The following is a 17,708-nucleotide window of genomic DNA, read 5'->3' on the forward strand; positions in this document are numbered from 1 at the left end:
TTTAGGAATGTATGATGTTACCGAGATTTGGAGACAGGGCGACCCGATTTAATTGAATGGAATAGAGTTGTTAATTAGTGTAGCGGGTCGCCCCTACACAACTGAAATAATCTACAACGTGGCGGCAAATTTTTCAATCTGTTGAATCACCTCATCAACGGAATCGGTAATCGCCAACAGTGAACTGTATTCTCTCCCCGCCGCTAATTGTGCTAATAACGGAAACACGGGTTTTTTAGATTTCCAGTAATCTTCGCCTAAGAAAATCATCGGACTCACCACACCAAAGGAGTTGTAATGGTTCTGACAAGCGTCTTGGAAGATTTCCTGGATGGTTCCGGCACTCCCTGGAGAATAGATTACCCCATATTTCGCGATCGCGAGTAATCCTTCTTCCCGGACACTATTGGCAAAGAGTTTGGCGATGTGGGTGGCGAAAATGGTGGGCGGTTCGTGACCATATAACCAGGTGGGAATGCCTAAACTCTCTGGATATTGCCCATTTTTATCCTGAAGTGGGTATTTTTGTTTCACCGCAAAGGCGGTATCTAACCATTGTTCCATCGGCTTATAAATCGGTGCAGCCGCGAGAATTTCCACCGCATCCTCTAATTCCGCCTGGGAACGATAGGCAAACCACGCCCCTAAATGGGTGGCTTCCATGGCACCGGGTCCGCCACCACTGGTCATTAAATAGCCGCGACGGGTCAATTCTCCCGAAATTCGCGCCACTTTGATATAGTTGGGATCACTCCGTTTCAGGGAATGTCCGCCCATAATTGCTACAACTTTTCGCCCATCAATCAGTTCTTCTAAAGCATCGGTAATCGCATGATCATGAAGGCGTTGGGCGAGAGTTTCCAAAATACTGGCGGGGTGATCTTTGCCATTTTTGACATAATGGTCATAGACTCGACCGTCCAGGGTATTCTGATAGCTTCCTGTCACTCCAACTTGATACTCTCCCATTAATTCATCGGGAGAATACAGATGATTTTGGTAAGCATTATAGGGGACATAGGTCAAGGGCGGAAAAACTAATCCCCCCGTGTTTAAAATATAGATTAAAGTATCCGGTGTCAAGCGACAGCCTAAAAAGACTGTATTGGTTAATTTGTAGTTTTTTAAGGTTTCAGCATACGCCATTAAATCCAAGCTTTGAAAAACAACATTGGCAAGACTTTGTTTGTCTTTAAGATACTGGTCAAATTCCTCTAGGGATTCAATCTCTATAGGAATAATTGGATTGGGTTGGCGATGAGTGGCTGAGGGCTGAGGTTGATGTGACATGTTATGTTGTTTTTGAATAAACAGCAATACACATTATCTATTACCGAGGGCTGAAAATGGGGCGACCCGAGTTCATTGAGTGGATGGGGGTTGTTCATTGATGCAGCGGGTCACCCCTACATTGGGTTAATTGCGGTTCATTCTGACATCAACATCCCTACTCGCTTAAATCTTGGCTTTAAACACTCAATGGGCGAGTTTAGTTACATCTAGGTGAGGGAAGTAACGATGGTGGTGAAACCCGCCCCTACAGACTAAAATGGCGCGTCTCTACACCTTAGCTTTGACTGGGTAAAACATTGGGAATCTCTTTATTCATTTGCAGTTTCTCAATTGCGTCTTTAATCACCTCCAGTAATAGCTGATTATCCTGCTGCTGCGCCAATTGAACCGCTTGCTGCAAGTCCGCGATCGCCCTTTGTTTTTGCTTCAGTTTAATCTGGACTAAGCCACGATTATAATACGTTTCAATATGATTCGGACAAAGGGTTAACGCTTGGTTATAATTCTTGAGTGCCTCTTTATACTTTTGTAGCGCGTAATATGCATTTCCTCGATTATTATAGGCTTCATGATTTTGACCATCAATAGCAATTGCTTTAGCATAATTGCCAATGGCTTTAACAAAATTATTTAAATAGTAGTATCCATTGCCTCGGTTATTATAAGCTTGAGCATAGCTAGGATTAATATTGATTGCTTTGTCATAGCTTTCAATCGCTTGTTTATGTTGATTCAATGCAAGATAAGTATTCCCAAGGTTATTATAACTTTCGGCATAATTAGGATTGAGTTTAATTGCCTGACTAAAATCTGCCAACGCTTTTCTATAGTCGCTTAAATTATAGTAAGCATTACCGCGATTATAGTAAGCCCGCTCATACTTAGGATTACATTTAATCGCTTGCGTATAATCCGCGATCGCTTGATTATAAGCTCCTAGTAAATAGTACGTATTTGCCCGATTATTATAGGCTTGTGGATAGCTAGGATTCAATTTCAGCGCATCATTATAATTTTGCAAGACTTGTTGATAGTCATTTAAAGCAAAAAAGCAATTACCACGATTGTAGTATGACAACGCCAAATTTGGATAAGTTTGAATCGCTTTATTACAAGTCTCAATTGCCTGCTCATACTGTCTTGCCTGATAAAGCATTTCGGCTTGTCGATTATAATTAATCGCCAGATTTCGCTTGTATTCCAAAACAGCAGGTAAAATCAAGCCTAAAATTATCATTAGTCCAAAACTGCTGACGATAAAACCGAGAACAACCCCAATTGATTTAAGGATTTTGCCAAGACGCTTCAATGTACAACCCCCATTGATTCTGGAATACAGTCCCAATCAATTTTAGAGTTTAAAGGAATTTTGTTAAATATTCAAGGCTCTTGGAGAGTGTTTATGATAAAAACAGATCACAAATTTTAGCAATAGTGAACACCGAGCGAAGTCGAGGTGTTCCCCATTCCCGTTTTTTACTATTATTTATCTCAGTCTAGAAGAGCCGTAGGTATTAGTAGTGAGCAAGATGCTCGCACTACAATAATTTCGTTGTTTTATACCACAAAACTCGATAAAGATCTAATGGTTGTGATTTTCCTTTCACTCGCATCGGTGGTAGTTTTTCGACATGAATTTCGCGGTCATTGAGTTTTTCTAATGTACTTTGAGCGATTAAAATTTCATTGGGTTTGGCTAAATTACAAATCCGACTGGTTACATTCGTAGTATCACCAATCGTGGCATACTGAATCAGTTTTGCCGAACCGATATTTCCCGCCGCCACCTTCCCCGTATTTAAGCCGATGTGAATTTGAATCGGTCGTCTTTTGCGTTGAATCCATACTTGATTTAAACGACGAACTGCCCATTGCATATCAATCGCGGCTTTTACGGCTAAATCGACATCATTGGGTTTGCGATAGGGAGCGCCCCAAACCGCTAATAATGCATCACCAATATATTTTTCTAATGTGCCTTCATAGGGGAAAACAATCTCCTCAACCATCACCTGAAAATACTCATTGAGCATTTCAATAATCTGCCGAGGTTCCATTTGGGAGGACATTTTGGTAAAGTTACTAATATCCGCAAAAAGTGCAGTTACTTCCGTATCAACGATTTCTAAATTGCCTTCCTCCCGCAGCTTCCGACTCACCGTTCGCGGAAAGAACCGTTCCAATTTATCCCGCATCACCGCCTCCGCCTCCATCTGGGTATAAAGGCGAGAATTCTCGATCGCGATCGCGGCTTGGTTTGCCAGACAGGTTAAGAACTCCAAGTCTTCATCAGAATAGAGATGCGTCATCGATAAATTATCCACGTACAAAACACCGATAACCGTATCTCGCGGTTTGAGCGGAACACACATCGCGGCGTGAATCCCTTGTTTGAGAATCGAGACGGAATCATTGAACAAGGTGTCAATTCGGGCATCATCCGTTAAAATGCCATTGCCTTGCTTGCGAACAAAATTAGCAATCCGTTTGCTGTAAAACTGAGTATTATCTTGATAATCAGATTGCAGTTTCACCGCTTTCTGTTCCAGTTGTTCGGTCTGTTCATCAACCATTAAAATCGCTGCCCGATCCACCTGCATTATCTCAAACAATAGATCCAAAATTTTTTGCAGCAGTCGGTCAGATTCTTCGGGGGAGGAAAGCTGTTTGCTCACCTCTAGCAAAATTTGCAATTTATTAACCGAGCGCTGATGAGCATCTTGGTTGCGGAGTTTTAGAACTGAACGTTCTGCTTTATCAGGTTGCAGTAATTCTCGCATCTTAATCCGCGTTTTCTCAGGCGCAACCTGCCGGAGAATCGAAAGATTCGAGGTATCCTCATTGATCGGTTTGTGTTGAGGAGTGGGAAGGGTGTTAACAAATTTGAAAAATACACTACCAAAGCGAATTAAGTCGCCATGCTTAATTTGACATTCCTCAATTCTACATTCGTTAACAAACGTGCCATTGAGACTTTGCAGATCCGTCAAGGTGACACTGTCTGAGTCTGAGCAAATAAGGATTTGGGCATGGTGACGAGAGAGATACCCATGAAGTACGACAATTGTGTTATCGTCTTCACGCCCGATGGTATTAATCCCCGACTCCAAGGTATAAACTTTTTGATTAGGAGTATCGGGATCGTAAATTAAGTAAGACACGCCCCATCCTCACCCTTATGATCATTTCATTTAAGATAGCGAATGCTGGGGAGTTGCTCCCAGTCGCTTGTGGTCAATCTCCCGCCTAAGGCTTCCGATACACTAGAAAAGGTTGGCAATCGGGACTTTATCCACCACTCTAGACAAATCAGCATGGCGCGATCGCTCACATACACTCAAGCACCCTGGCTAGAAACCTATACTGAGATTATTGATGTTCGCAGCCCCAGTGAGTTTGCTGACGATCATCTGCCAGAGGCGATCAATTTACCCATCCTCGATGATGAACAACGGGCGAAAGTGGGAACGCTTTACAAGCAAGTCTCCCCCTTCCAAGCCCGGAAACTAGGTGCCGCCTTGGTTGCTCGTAACATTGCTCAACATCTTGAGTCTCACTTTGCCGCTAAAGACAAAGACTACCATCCTCTGATGTACTGCTGGCGTGGCGGTCAACGTTCTCAAAGTCTGGCTGGCGTCTTAAATCAAATTGGCTGGCGAGTGACTGTTCTAGAAGGTGGCTATAAAACCTACCGAACCCATGTGCGCCAGCAACTCGAAACGTTACCGCCCCAGTTGACATTTCAGGTGTTATCCGGTTTCACGGGTAGCGGGAAAACCTATATTCTACACCAGTTAGCGCAACGCGGCGTCCAAGTCCTTGATTTAGAGGGTTTGGCAAATCATCGTGGTTCCCTACTCGGTCAACAGTGGCAAGGTGAACCAACCCCTCAACCCTCGCAAAAAAAGTTTGAATCCTTACTCCTGTTGGCATTACAACGCTTTGACCCCAGTCAGGCGATTTGGGTAGAAGCCGAAAGCAATAAAATTGGACAGCGTTATTTGCCCCCTTCCCTTTGGCAACAAATGAAGCAGGCGAACTGTATTGAAATTCAACTCCCCCAAGCGCTTAGAATCGAACGGCTGCTGCAAGAGTATCCCCACTTCATCAGCCATCCTGACCTTTTGAAACGCAAGCTAGGGTTTCTGAAATCTCGCTACGGTGGGCAAAAAATTCAGCACTGGTATCATTTAATCGACACCGAACAATGGCATAGATTAGTCGGAGAATTACTGAGTCACCACTATGATCCAGCCTACCGTCGTTCCATTGGGCATCTGTACCAAGACGCCTCACGTATTATAGAGAGTGATGAGGTATCGGATACTACCGTAGAAGCGTTGCTTGAGCAGGTTGAGTAATCAGGGCAGGTATGGAAGTATGTCAGGGATAGCATAAAATATATTAAATCAATATCGATCAACCAAGGAGTCAAATATGAGGTTTATAAGCCCAAAAGTAGATTATGCTTTTAAGAAAATATTTGGTTCAGAACAAAGCAAAGAGATATTAATCAGCTTTCTGAATGCTATTGTTTATGATGGCGATCAAGTCATTAAAGATTTAACCATCGTCAACCCCTACAATCCCGGTCAGACACTCAGCTTAAAAGATACCTATTTAGATGTTAAAGCCGTTTTAGCTGATCGCTCTATTGTGGTCATAGAAATGCAAATCGCATCAATGGCTGCTTTCAACAAAAGGGTGGCTTATAACTTGGCAAAAGCTTATGCAAATCAGCTAGTCAAAGGAGAAGATTACCCCCGGCTTAATCCAGCCATGGCAGTTACTATTACCGATTTTATCCTCTTTCAAGAAACAGAGGATGTCATCAATAAATTTGTGTTTCAGGAGAAAGAGAAAAAGTTTGAGATTCTCAATCAGGAATTACAGCTAATCTTTCTCGAATTACCTAAGTTTAAGAAAACTCTCTCAGAGTTAAAGAGTTTGACAGATAAGTGGATTTATTTTCTGCGAGAAGCTGCGATGTTGGAGGATATCCCGGAGAGTTTAGGAGAAGTATCGGAAATAAAATTTGCCTTAAATCTGGCTAGCCAAGCCAATATGACAGTGGAAGAATTAGATATAGTGGATCGGCGGGGGATGATGTTACAAGACGAGAAAGGGCGGATAATTTATGCAGAACAAAAAGGTGAACAAAAAGGAGAATCGCGATTAATTATGCGACAACTCAAAAAGCGTTTTGGAGAAATACCGATGGAAACAAGCAGTCAAGTTGAAAATTTATCTATTGAAAATTTGGAAAGTTTAGGAGAAGATTTATTAGAGTTCGACAGTTTGGAAGATTTGGAAAATTGGTTGATGGAGAGATAGCCAGCTTAAAGTTATACAGATGAAACGAATCTTTGATATATGATATATACAGCGCTTTTTAAGTAAGTGAGGTACATAGACAGATCCCCGACTTCTTGGAGAAGTCGGGGATCTTGCTTAACTACGCACTAAGGTTAGGACATAAAAGAAAAATTCAAATCGCTTTGACCCTGAGCGACTTGTACCGAGCGTGTTACCGAGCGTGTTACCGAGCGAAGTCGAGGTAAGTCGAGGTAAGTCGAGGTAAGTCGAGGTAAGTCGAGGTAAGTCGAAGGGTCAATCCCTTGTAAGGTAAGCGTTTTTCTTCACTATTGCCTATGACACACCGAGCGTGTTACCGAGCGAAGTCGAGGTAAGTCGAGGTGTTGACTATTGCCTATTCCCTCACCGCGTAGCGCTATACATCTGCCTTGCTTCAATCACGGCAGATTTTGTTGACAGAGTTGAAAAATATAGCGCAGCCGTCCAAGTAAAAGTTCCATGTCTCCCGTTGAGTACAGGGGCGTTTCATAGCCAATTCCATTGATATCGAGTTTGTAGAATCTCCAGCCTTCGCCATTGGTAACGATTCCCAGACTATCTATGGTATAATTCTTCTGTTGGTTATTCCACTGACAGGCTTGCATCTCGACCAAGCATTGAGCTAGCCCTTGCTCAAAGTCATCTTTTTTGGCTTCAATGATACACAGCATCGGCATATCTAGAAATCGTTTACGTTCGGCAATTAGGTAATCCACATATCCCGCTAACTGATCACTTTCCAGTTGCGCTCCTTTCCAGATTTTGAGCCGTTCACAGGGGTTAATCGCTTCATCACAAATGGCATCAACTAAAAGCTTTTTAGACTCTTCATAGCTTTCTAGATCAAAGTTGCGGTTGAGTCGGGTAAGGTGTTCTTGGAAAAAGGCACTGAGTTGAACAGGTTCTGTTTGCAGAGTCCAAGGGAGCAAATCGGTAAGTCCTAGTAACTGAAATGCCTCGCTTTTATTGAAGGTAGAAAATTTTCGCTTCTTTGATTTTGGGGTTTTCCCGCTGCGACGTTTTCCATTTAGCATCTTGGTTATCTTAACACTAAATAATCAAGGCATCCACTCCAAGACAATCCCAACTCGACTATCTTTTTCTTCTGTCGAGTTTTGCTTCTGAATATCGGTGGATAAGCGTAAGTCTGGGGTAACCGCATAACCAACTGACAAGGTGGTTAAACCGACTTCATCATCACTCCCTGGGGAGACAAAACTTTGGGTTAAAGATATATCAGCCGCACCAGTGCGAGATAAAACGAACTGCAATTTTACACCGAGATTTACGCCATCTGTGGTATAATTGTTTGATTCCAGATAGCGATAACCCACCAGGGGAGCCACATTTACATAATTTCCTAAAGGACGCAGATAATACCGCAAGTCTACACCAAAAGCTTCGCGATCGCCATTAAATGAGGTATGATAATCCCCACTGACGGTGAAACCGCTACGATTGATAAAGATATCTTCGACGCCGATATTTAATCCCCCCGCTTGTCCGGTTGAGGGAAACTGGGAATAGCCTAACCGGAAACGGGTGCGAAAACTGGGGTCATGGCGAATTTCCTCTAAAACATTGGGTACGTCTTGCAACCAGCGTTGTAATACGGGACTATCCTCAATAATCTCTGGATTTAACTCTAATTCCTGGGCGGCTGAGTTGGATAGGGCTTCAGATTCAGACGTCAGATTTATTTCTGGAATTGGGGTTGGGATGGTGTCTAACGTTTGGCAATATGTGTTACCCCAACTGGGTACAAATATCCATAGTAAACCTAAGCAAAATTGCCAACATTTTTTCGGGAAATAGTTAACTGAGACTAGGGAATAGAAACTCGGAAAGATACTGTTAGCGAATTCTGGTTGGCTCATATCAAAGGAATGGGGGCGGAGTTATGGAGGTGTAGGGGCGGGTTTTACTGATCACATTTTGGAGACAACCCTTAATGTAATTAAACCCGCCCTAAGATGCGATGCGTTTATAGCGCTAAAGCGCTTACTACAAACCTTAAAACCGTTCCACATCCTTAAACTGGGCTGATTTTTGAGCATTGGCGGCTTCCCCACAGGTGCGAGGGGTGGGAAAGACTTTTCCGGGATTCGCCAAGCCTTTGGGATTAAACACCTGATTAATCCATTTCATTGTCTCCAAATCCACCTCACTGAACATATCGGGCATAAAGCACTTCTTATCGGCACCAATGCCATGTTCACCCGAAATACTCCCACCCGCATTTACACAAAGTCGCAGAATTTCTCCCCCTAATTCTTCTACCTGTTCAAACGCACCGGGAATTGATTCATCATACAGAATTAGAGGATGTAAATTGCCATCGCCAGCGTGAAAAACATTGGCAATCCGATAGCCATACTTTTCACTTAAGGCTTCAATTTCCTTAAGTACCCCAGCCAGTTGTGTACGAGGAATTACCCCATCTTGGACAAAATAATCGGGACTCAGATGTCCCGCCGCCGCAAACGCCGCTTTGCGTCCTTTCCATAGTTTTAACCGCGTTTCTGGGTCACTGGCGGTGGTAATTGTTCGCGCCCCATTCTGTTGACAGAGTTGAGTCACCCGCTTTTTGTTGGTGCTGACTTCTACTTCTAACCCATCCAATTCTACTAATAAAATGGCGCCCGCATCTCTGGGATAACACCCTGTCGCCACTACATCTTCTACCGCATTAATGCTGAGATTATCCATCATTTCCATTCCCGCTGGAATAATCCCCGCACCAATAATATCGGCAACGGCTGCACCGGCGGCTTCTATGCTGGTAAAATCTGCCAAAACCACACAGATGGATTCGGGAGTTTTGAGAATTTTCAGCGTAATTTCTGTGGCAATTCCTAATGTGCCTTCGGAACCCACAAATAACCCCGTTAAATCATATCCCGGCATTTCCGGAATGGTGCCACCGACATCGACAATTGACCCATCGGGAACTACCAGTTTTAACCCCAAAACATGGTTTGTGGTTACACCATATTTGAGACAATGAACCCCGCCCGAGTTTTCGGCAACATTACCGCCAATGGAACATATAATCTGACTGGAGGGGTCTGGGGCATAATAGAATCCGGCACCACTTACGGCTTGAGTCACCCAGTTGTTAATAATTCCAGGTTGAACCACAATCCGTTGATTATCAAGGTCAATATCCAGGATACGCTTCATCAAGGCGGTGACGATTAAGACACAATCTTCTACAGGTAAAGCACCGCCCGATAAGCCTGTGCCTGCACCTCGCGCCACCCAAGGGATATTATAGCGATCGCACAGTTTTACAGCAGCAGCGACTTGTTCAGTCGTGCAGGGGAGTACCACCAAGGCGGGGCGTTGGCGATAACTGGGTAAGCCATCACATTCGTAGGTGAGTAATTCTTCCTTGCGGCGAACTACACCTTTTTTACCGATAACGGCTTCAAATTCCTTGATAATGGGTTTCCAGTTCCGTTTGGGCTTGGCTTGGGTCAACATAGGTCGATTTCACGAGTACAGCTACGGGGAATTCGTCTGAAACGGGTTGATAAAATACTATTTTCAGGGAATTAAGATGTTTCTTTCAACCCTGCACATATTGCCCTCTTCGTCAACCCTTTTTATTACGCTTATCGCCTTATGCCATTTGAGGAGTGGTTAGTTTGAAGCAACGGCGACAGATAGGAGTTTTCGGGTTCTTGACTCTCCTCCTCCTCATGTTCCGCTTGAATATTGCATCGCTCAGCGCTGTAAACATAAACGCCACCCGTTTCAATTTTATAGACCCAAGCATGAATATTAATCAGACCCCGATACAGTTTAGCGTGAACGGAGGGATAGGTCTTGAGATTTTCAATCTGTGTCAAAATATTTTCTTCAATCGTCGCATTCAATAAGTCTTCACCTTCAGCATCCTGATAGTTTTCCTGAATAATCCGGCGTGTCGCTTCCGCGTATTTTAACCAGTCATACACCAACGGCATTTTCTCAGTAAGTTCTCCCAGTTGCAGGAGTCCCTTCATAGCACCACAATGGGAATGACCGCAAACGATGATATGCTTAACTCCTAATGCTTCAACCGCATATTCAATCGCCGCGCCTTCGCCACCTGCGGTAGCACCATAAGGCGGTATAATATTACCCACATTGCGAATAATAAACAGTTCTCCCGGTTCAGTTTGAGTAATCAGATTCGGATCAATTCGGGAGTCTGAACAGGTAATGAATAGAATTCTGGGGTGTTGTCCCTCACTCAGGCGTTCAAATAGTTCTCGATGGCTGGTGAAGTAGTGCGTTTGGAAGTTATGGACACCTTTTAATAACTTTCGCATCAGACAATCATTCCTTATCGTGCGATAACACTATCACACTTTAGGGGAAAGTTAGAGGGATGGATAGGCTATTTTGCTGTAATCGTGAGCAAACGATTCGATTTTTGCATCGTCAGGATAGTTGATCATCTGGGCAAGTATGTGCCGTTTTCAGTGCGATCGCCCTACACTCAAGTAAATGGATTTAAAGTTAAAATACCACAATCTTCAAAATCACGGATATTTCGCGTTACCAGAGTAAGTTGATGGACTTGAGCCGTAGCAGCGATGAGCATATCGGCTTGAGAGCGAGGTTTTCCTTGGGTTCGCAGTTGACCTCGCAATTCGCCACAACGCTGGGCTATCTCAGCCGTAATTGGTATAATCTGGCAATAGGTGTTTAAGAAGTGATTAAACCAGTGTTGTATTCTGGTATTGGGTTTTGAGGTTAAACCGTAAGCAATTTATTCTAAAGTAATCACACTCAAGACGATTGAGGAAACCTCATTACTCCACTCTAATACTCTTGGATTAGGTTGGGGACGTGCTAGTTCGCTAATAATATTGGTGTCACAGAGAAATGTCACTGAAATTATCGATAAAAGGATTGAGACGATCAGCGCGAATTGGAATTTCCATGGTATAGTTTTCCTCAGCACAAAGCTGACGCAATTGGGCAAAAGCATCTGCTAAGGAATGTTGACGATGCTGTTGCTGCCAAGCGAGGAATTCCTGAAACGTTTTGGCTTCAATAACAGCAGCTACAAGTTGATCTTGGTTATAAATTAGTTGCGGTTCGATACGAGTGGCACTAATTAATTCAGGGAATTTATGCTGGGCTTGTTCAATTTTCCAGTTCATTGAGTTTTCTTTTCGTGACCTATCGTCAGTTGGTGGGTATTGCTAATTTAACATCTGAGAACTATTTGGGGAGTATGTCAGCAATACTCATTCTACACTATCTGCCAATATCTGCGATCGCGATCCGGTGTAGGGTGAACCAAGTCTATTGATAATTGAGCGCAAGTTAATTATTGGGCGCACGCCCCGTGCGCCCCGAAAACTCATGAAATCCGGGGCTAAAGCCCCTACTACGAACCCACTCTGTAATAAATGATGCAGGCGTTTATGGCGAAGACAGCGCAACTACAAACCTACCTTAAGTTTATTGATATATTGTCTCGAAATTATTTTACACACCGCCAAACTTGATCGACTAAATCTGGACTATCCGCGTCAAACCATTTAATTTCTGGATACGCCCGAAACCATGTTCGCTGACGCTTGGCAAATTGTCGCGTATGCACAACTGTTAATGTTTTTGCCTCAGATAAAGATATATCACCTGCCAAATAGTGTTTCATTTCTCGATATCCTAATGTATCTAAAAGTGGTAAATCCCAGCCGTATTTATCGGCTAATGTTTTCACTTCTTCGACTAATCCGGCTGTCACCATAGTTTCAGTTCGCTGGGTAATACGACGGGTGAGGGCGTCAGCGTCTTGACATTGCAAACCGATTTGAAGAATCGGATAGGATGGCGGATTTTCCCCTTGCTGGTCGGATATGGGGCGTCCGGTGATATAAAATACTTCTAATGCCCGTAATGTTCTGACTTGATCATGGGGATGAATTTTCTCAGCCGCCCTGGGATCGACTTGTTGTAAGAAATTATAGCATTGAGATTGACCTAGAGATGAGAGCTGCGATCGCAAGTCTTCATTAGGTGCTACTCCAGGAATCTTTAATCCCCGAACGATGGCTTTAATATATAAACCTGTACCCCCTACCAGTAATAGGGGCGAAGGGAGAGATGTAATTAACTCTTGGGCTTGTTCCTGATAGTCGGCTACGGTTAATGTTTCGGTGGTTTCGCAGATATCAATTAAGTAATGGGGGACTAACTGTCGTTCGGCTACTGAAGGTTTAGCCGTACCAATATCAAACTCCCGGTAAACTTGACGGGAATCTGCGCTTAATATTACGGTATTTAATCGCTGTGCCAATTCTAACGCCAGCCCCGACTTTCCTGTCGCCGTCGCCCCACAAATCACAATCAGTTGGGGATGTTTGTTATTGTTCATTGTTGATTGTTCATGGTTCATTGACGCTTGACAAAATTCTTCTATCCTCCATCTCCCCTGCCCAATCAAAAGCAAGGTCTATCCCCTCTATAAATATCTCTTCAGACTACTCTGTAGCCGCCTTTAACCCTTTTGTGTTAAAATTTTTGAGTGTTTTGTCATTTTAAAGCATATAAACCGCTGAAAGCGTTTACTGGAGAATCCCTGATATGACAAGTAGTTACAGTGCCGATCAGATTCAAGTCTTGGAAGGTCTCGAAGCGGTACGCAGGCGACCGGGAATGTACATTGGTACTACCGGTCCACGGGGACTCCATCATCTAGTTTACGAGGTTGTAGACAATTCGATCGATGAGGCGCTGGCTGGCTATTGTACTCATATCGAAGTTGACTTCAACAGCGATGGTTCCGTTAGCGTGACTGACGATGGACGGGGTATTCCCACGGATACTCATTCTAAGACGGGTAAATCAGCATTGGAAACCGTAATGACGGTGCTGCACGCGGGCGGTAAGTTTGGCGGCGGCGGGTATAAAGTGTCCGGCGGATTGCACGGGGTTGGAGTTTCTGTCGTCAACGCCCTGTCAGAATGGGTAGATGTTACGGTTTGGCGAGAGAAACAGGTTCATACCCAGCGATACGAACGCGGGATTGCCATGGGTGAGTTGGTTGTCAAACCCAGTCAAGAAAACCGCACGGGAACCTCGGTGACGTTCAAACCCGACACGCAAATCTTTACCAATGGGATCGAGTTTGACTACAGTACGGTAGCAGGGCGACTGCGAGAACTCGCCTATCTGAATGGCGGCGTGAGGATTACGTTTACCGATCACCGTATTTCTCCAGAACGCATCGACAGCTACCATTATGAGGGGGGTATCCAGGAATATGTGGGATACATGAATCGGCAGAAGGAACCCCTGCACCAAGAAATTATTTATGTTCAGGGTGAACGGAATAATGTGCAAGTGGAAGTGGCGCTGCAATGGTGCGTGGATGCTTACAGCGATAACTTGTTGGGATTTGCCAACAATATCCGCACGATTGACGGTGGAACTCACTTAGAGGGATTAAAGACAGTTCTGACTCGGACATTGAACGCGATCGCACGCAAGCGGAATAAACTTAAAGACAATGAGGCTAACCTCGGCGGCGAGAATGTTCGGGAAGGATTAACCGGCGTCATTTCCGTCAAAGTCCCTGAGCCTGAATTTGAAGGACAAACCAAAACCAAACTGGGGAATACCGAAGTCCGAGGTATCGTTGATTCCCTGGTGGGTGAAGTGTTGACGGAATATCTGGAATTTCGTCCTCAAGTCGCTGATTCTGTTTTAGAGAAAGCGATTCAAGCCTTTAAAGCCGCAGAAGCAGCACGTCGGGCGCGGGAGTTGGTACGGCGGAAATCTGTATTAGAGTCGTCTCCCCTACCGGGTAAGTTAGCCGATTGTAGTTCCAGAGATCCCGCAGAATCGGAAATCTTCATCGTTGAGGGGGATAGTGCAGGGGGCTGTTTTGATGGCGATACGCGAGTTGCGTTAGCCGATGGGCGTTCCCTCAGCTTCAAAGAAATTGTAGCGGAACAGGCGATGGGGAAAGAGCATTTTTGCTACACCATTCGCCATGATGGAACAATTGGGTTAGAGCGGATTATCAACCCTCGGATGACAAAGGCGAATACCCAAGTGATTCAGGTGACACTAGATAATGGGAAAACACTGATTTGTACACCGGATCACCCCTTTATGGTACGAGATGGTAGCTATAAAGCCGCCGCCTTATTAACGCCAGACGATTTCCTGATGTCCCTGAATGCCAAGCTATCAGAGAAAAGCCGAGGGCAGAGGTTAGCAGAGATTGATGCGGCTGGCTTGGGCACCCGCTTATCTGAAGTGGCGTTTTCTCGTGATGTCCAAGCCAATGCGGTATATCAAACAGTGGGGGCTGTAGGGGCACCATCCTTGCACCCTCCTCACCCTGAGCAATCTACCCCAGAATCATCAGTGGCTCTGTTGGTACGCGAGGAGTCTCCATCCCGGAAAGACAATCATCGGGTTGTTTCCATCGAACCCTTAGAAAAACGGGTAGATGTTTACGATATTGAAGTTCCCCATACCCATAACTTTGCCCTAGCCAGTGGCGTTTTCGTTCACAATAGTGCCAAACAAGGACGCGATCGCCAATTTCAAGCTATCCTACCGCTACGGGGTAAAATTCTCAATATCGAGAAAACCGATGATGCCAAAATTTACAAAAACACAGAGATTCAATCCCTGATTACCGCCCTGGGTTTGGGTATCAAAGGAGAGGAATTTGACGCCTCAAATCTGCGCTACCACCGCATCGTGATTATGAGTGTCGCCGGAGATGAACCCACTCTCGTTATGGATGATACCGGACGCACGGAATTTGTCTCTATTGGCGGGTTCATTGATGATTGCATCGAAGGGCGTCGTACCACCGAACGTTATCAGGTGATTTCCTTTGATCCGGTGACACACGCCACCCGCTTCCGCCCTCTGAAAGCCGTGATTCGTCACAGCCATGAGGAACCGATGTACAAAATCACCACGCACTACAATCGCTCGGTGAAGGTAACGTCTTCCCATAGTGTTTTTGTCTATGAAGATGGAGAGGTGCGCCTGAAAAAAGGGAATGAAATCAAACCCGGTGATTGGTTGGTGGCGAGTCGGCGTTTACCGCGCCCCACCGAAACTCCGACACGAGTGGATTTGCTCAAAACATTGTATCGAGCCGGATTGACTCAATCCCTTTATCTGCAAGGGGAAGATGTGCGACAAATTGCTAGTCAACGGGTTTTGGCAAAGGTGACGCGACCGGATCAATGGAATCAGCCACGGGTTACGCTAGACTCAGCCGGATGGCAACAGTTAATTGCTCAACGTCAAGGATTAGGAATATCCCAGAAGCAGGTGGCGACGACAGTTGGCGTGAAGCAGCCGATAACGATTAGTCATTGGGAACGGGGGATGAATCGCCCCACGTTACCGGATTTCCTCAATTATCTGGATGCGATTGGCGGAAATGATAATGTGAGTTACGAGACTTTACCCTCGAAGCTGGACGACTGTTTAGCCCAAGATGATACGAGTAAAAATGCCCGTTGGCGTGAGGTGAGTAACTATAAACCCTTTGAATACTTTACGCCGAGTGAACTAGCGCAGCTTGGTGATGACGTGCAACTTGTACCCCAGGCGCATACGAATAAGGCATTTAACCGCTATTTGCCGATTACGCCAGAACTAATGTGGTTCTTGGGGTGGTATGTAGCTGAGGGAACCCTGAGTCAGCATCAAGTTAGCCTGAGTTTAGGTAAAAAGGATGAACCGTTTATTCCTGAACTGATCACAGCGATAGAAAAGGTTTTCGGTGAAACACCACGTCGCTATAATGATCCACGATACGATGGGATTAAACTTTATTTCCACAGTGTTGCCGCTGCGCGACTATTACAAGCGTGGGAATTGAATGGATGGGCGCACGAGAAGAAGTTGCCGGATATTGTCTTTAGCTTACCTGAATCCTTGCAACTGGCATTTTTGGAGGGTTATTTACTCGGTGATGGCTCAGTTACCAAAAATAGCATTGTATTTGGAACGGTTTCTGCCACATTGAAAGATGGTTTACTCTATTTATTGGGACAACTTGGCTTAATTGCTGGTGTTCACAATAGCCAGCACCGAAATCCTCCTGAATCTCCTGTTCAAACACGACATCTTGCCTACTTTATTCGCATCTACAGTAAAGAGCAACTGAAACAGTGTCGGCTAATCTGGCAGCGCCATCATCAGGCAAAACGATTGGAAGATTATCTGACACGTCCAAAGAGTCAGCCGCAACAATATCTACCCATCAGCGATGATTTGATGGGATTGAAAGTAGTGGAGAATCATGAAGTTGAATTGGTGGGTGACTATGTGTATGATTTCTCCGTGGAGGGTGACGAAAACTTTATTTGTGGTATAGGAGGATTGGCAGCACGGAATACTGACGCTGATGTAGATGGCGCCCATATCCGCACTCTATTACTTACCTTTTTCTATCGCTATCAACGAGCATTAGTGGATCAGGGATATATCCATATTGCTTGTCCGCCATTGTATAAAGTAGAACGTGGACGCAATCATTATTACTGTTATAGCGATCGCGAACTCACCAACTTGGTTCAAAATGAGTTCCCCGCTAACGCCAATTACACCATCCAACGGTTTAAAGGGTTGGGTGAAATGATGCCAGTACAACTCTGGGATACCACGATGAACCCGGAAACGCGCACGATGAAGCGGGTGGAGATCGAAGATGCGGCTGAAGCCGATCGCATCTTTACCGTTCTCATGGGCGATCGGGTTGCACCCCGGCGGGAGTTCATAGAAACTTATGGTGCCAAACTGGATTTGACAGATCTAGATATCTAAGTTTCCCGGTAGCAAGGTTTAGATCCCCCTCCCATCCCCCCTTTTTGGGCAAATCACCAAAACCCTGTAGAGACTTTGCATGCAACGTCTCTACAATCTTAGGACTACCTGTAGGGGCACGGCAATGCCCATTGGTGTCAACTTAACCAGAAGAAGCCCAGATTTCTTTTGAGCGAGCGGCATTGTCTCGATGCCGCTTGCGCTCAGTTTTGACTAAACCTAAGAGCTTGTAATGATCAACCAAA

The 17,708-nt window shown here is 44.7% G+C and carries 12 protein-coding genes and 3 pseudogenes; 5 read left to right on the top strand and 10 right to left on the bottom strand.

Features of this window, described 5'->3' with window-relative positions; genetic code table 11:
- Positions 1-111: 111 nt before the first annotated feature.
- The 3 genes from RIG27_RS18305 to RIG27_RS18315 form a co-directional block, all read right to left on the bottom strand.
- Positions 112-1,290: an LOG family protein gene (locus RIG27_RS18305; RefSeq protein WP_446347485.1), complete on the bottom strand. Its 1,179-nt coding sequence runs from the start codon at positions 1,288-1,290 to the stop codon at positions 112-114.
- A gap of 277 nt (positions 1,291-1,567) precedes the next feature.
- On the bottom strand, positions 1,568-2,530 hold the full coding sequence (locus RIG27_RS18310) for a tetratricopeptide repeat protein (RefSeq protein WP_446347487.1): 963 nt from the start codon (positions 2,528-2,530) through the stop codon (positions 1,568-1,570).
- Positions 2,531-2,831: 301 nt separating this feature from the next.
- Positions 2,832-4,454, bottom strand: coding sequence for an adenylate/guanylate cyclase domain-containing protein (locus RIG27_RS18315; protein WP_446347489.1), 1,623 nt, complete (start codon positions 4,452-4,454; stop codon positions 2,832-2,834).
- 153 nt (positions 4,455-4,607) lie between these two features.
- Here RIG27_RS18315 and mnmH point away from each other — a divergent pair, with 153 nt between their 5' ends.
- A complete protein-coding gene (mnmH, locus tag RIG27_RS18320) occupies positions 4,608-5,654 on the top strand; it encodes a tRNA 2-selenouridine(34) synthase MnmH (protein WP_446347509.1) in 1,047 nt (348 codons plus the stop codon).
- Between the two features lie 76 nt (positions 5,655-5,730).
- A complete protein-coding gene (locus RIG27_RS18325) occupies positions 5,731-6,627 on the top strand; it encodes an Rpn family recombination-promoting nuclease/putative transposase (RefSeq protein WP_446347491.1) in 897 nt (298 codons plus the stop codon).
- Positions 6,628-7,046: 419 nt separating this feature from the next.
- Here RIG27_RS18325 and RIG27_RS18330 read toward each other — a convergent pair whose 3' ends face one another.
- The 7 genes from RIG27_RS18330 to miaA form a co-directional block, all read right to left on the bottom strand.
- Entirely contained in the window at positions 7,047-7,682 is a 636-nt protein-coding gene (locus tag RIG27_RS18330; protein ID WP_446347493.1) for a hypothetical protein, read from the bottom strand.
- Between the two features lie 24 nt (positions 7,683-7,706).
- The gene (locus tag RIG27_RS18335) at positions 7,707-8,525 is read right to left on the bottom strand and encodes a hypothetical protein (protein WP_446347495.1); all 819 of its coding nucleotides are present in this window, start codon (positions 8,523-8,525) and stop codon (positions 7,707-7,709) included.
- A gap of 136 nt (positions 8,526-8,661) precedes the next feature.
- A complete protein-coding gene (gene glcD, locus RIG27_RS18340) occupies positions 8,662-10,134 on the bottom strand; it encodes a glycolate oxidase subunit GlcD (protein ID WP_446347497.1) in 1,473 nt (490 codons plus the stop codon).
- Positions 10,135-10,265: 131 nt separating this feature from the next.
- Complete coding sequence (locus RIG27_RS18345) at positions 10,266-10,967, bottom strand: carbonic anhydrase (protein WP_446347499.1); 702 nt, start codon at positions 10,965-10,967, stop codon at positions 10,266-10,268.
- 170 nt (positions 10,968-11,137) lie between these two features.
- Positions 11,138-11,410: a PIN domain-containing protein gene (locus RIG27_RS18350; RefSeq protein WP_446347511.1), complete on the bottom strand. Its 273-nt coding sequence runs from the start codon at positions 11,408-11,410 to the stop codon at positions 11,138-11,140.
- 106 nt (positions 11,411-11,516) lie between these two features.
- Positions 11,517-11,807 carry a prevent-host-death protein gene (locus RIG27_RS18355; protein WP_446347501.1) on the bottom strand — a complete coding sequence of 97 codons (291 nt, stop codon included), beginning with the start codon at positions 11,805-11,807 and terminating at the stop codon, positions 11,517-11,519.
- Between the two features lie 326 nt (positions 11,808-12,133).
- Positions 12,134-13,030, bottom strand: a complete 897-nt coding sequence (gene miaA, locus RIG27_RS18360; protein WP_446347503.1) for a tRNA (adenosine(37)-N6)-dimethylallyltransferase MiaA — start codon at positions 13,028-13,030, stop codon at positions 12,134-12,136.
- Positions 13,031-13,311: 281 nt separating this feature from the next.
- Between miaA and RIG27_RS18365 the strand changes: the two are divergent.
- From RIG27_RS18365 to RIG27_RS18375, 3 pseudogenes are all read left to right on the top strand, one after another.
- Positions 13,312-14,358, top strand: a pseudogene (locus RIG27_RS18365) (ATP-binding protein); the annotation flags it as partial.
- Between the two features lie 30 nt (positions 14,359-14,388).
- A pseudogene (locus RIG27_RS18370) lies at positions 14,389-15,261 on the top strand (DNA topoisomerase (ATP-hydrolyzing) subunit B); the annotation flags it as partial.
- 153 nt (positions 15,262-15,414) lie between these two features.
- A pseudogene (locus RIG27_RS18375) lies at positions 15,415-17,463 on the top strand (LAGLIDADG family homing endonuclease); the annotation flags it as partial.
- Positions 17,464-17,708 lie beyond the last annotated feature (245 nt).

The sequence above is a fragment of the Coleofasciculus sp. F4-SAH-05 genome (assembly GCF_040222985.1).
GTDB classification, from domain to species: domain Bacteria; phylum Cyanobacteriota; class Cyanobacteriia; order Cyanobacteriales; family Coleofasciculaceae; genus Coleofasciculus; species Coleofasciculus chthonoplastes.

Excerpts from the sequence above, each read along its gene's own strand:
- RIG27_RS18305 (WP_446347485.1), bottom strand. The coding sequence starts at position 1,290 with ATGTCACATCAACCTCAGCCCTCAGCCACTCATCGCCAACCCAATCCA.
- RIG27_RS18310 (WP_446347487.1), bottom strand. The coding sequence starts at position 2,530 with ATGATAATTTTAGGCTTGATTTTACCTGCTGTTTTGGAATACAAGCGA.
- mnmH (WP_446347509.1), top strand. The coding sequence starts at position 4,608 with ATGGCGCGATCGCTCACATACACTCAAGCACCCTGGCTAGAAACCTAT.
- RIG27_RS18325 (WP_446347491.1), top strand. The coding sequence starts at position 5,731 with ATGAGGTTTATAAGCCCAAAAGTAGATTATGCTTTTAAGAAAATATTT.
- RIG27_RS18330 (WP_446347493.1), bottom strand. The coding sequence starts at position 7,682 with ATGCTAAATGGAAAACGTCGCAGCGGGAAAACCCCAAAATCAAAGAAG.
- RIG27_RS18335 (WP_446347495.1), bottom strand. The coding sequence starts at position 8,525 with ATGAGCCAACCAGAATTCGCTAACAGTATCTTTCCGAGTTTCTATTCC.
- glcD (WP_446347497.1), bottom strand. The coding sequence starts at position 10,134 with ATGTTGACCCAAGCCAAGCCCAAACGGAACTGGAAACCCATTATCAAG.
- RIG27_RS18345 (WP_446347499.1), bottom strand. The coding sequence starts at position 10,967 with ATGCGAAAGTTATTAAAAGGTGTCCATAACTTCCAAACGCACTACTTC.
- RIG27_RS18355 (WP_446347501.1), bottom strand. The coding sequence starts at position 11,807 with ATGAACTGGAAAATTGAACAAGCCCAGCATAAATTCCCTGAATTAATT.
- miaA (WP_446347503.1), bottom strand. The coding sequence starts at position 13,030 with ATGAACAATAACAAACATCCCCAACTGATTGTGATTTGTGGGGCGACG.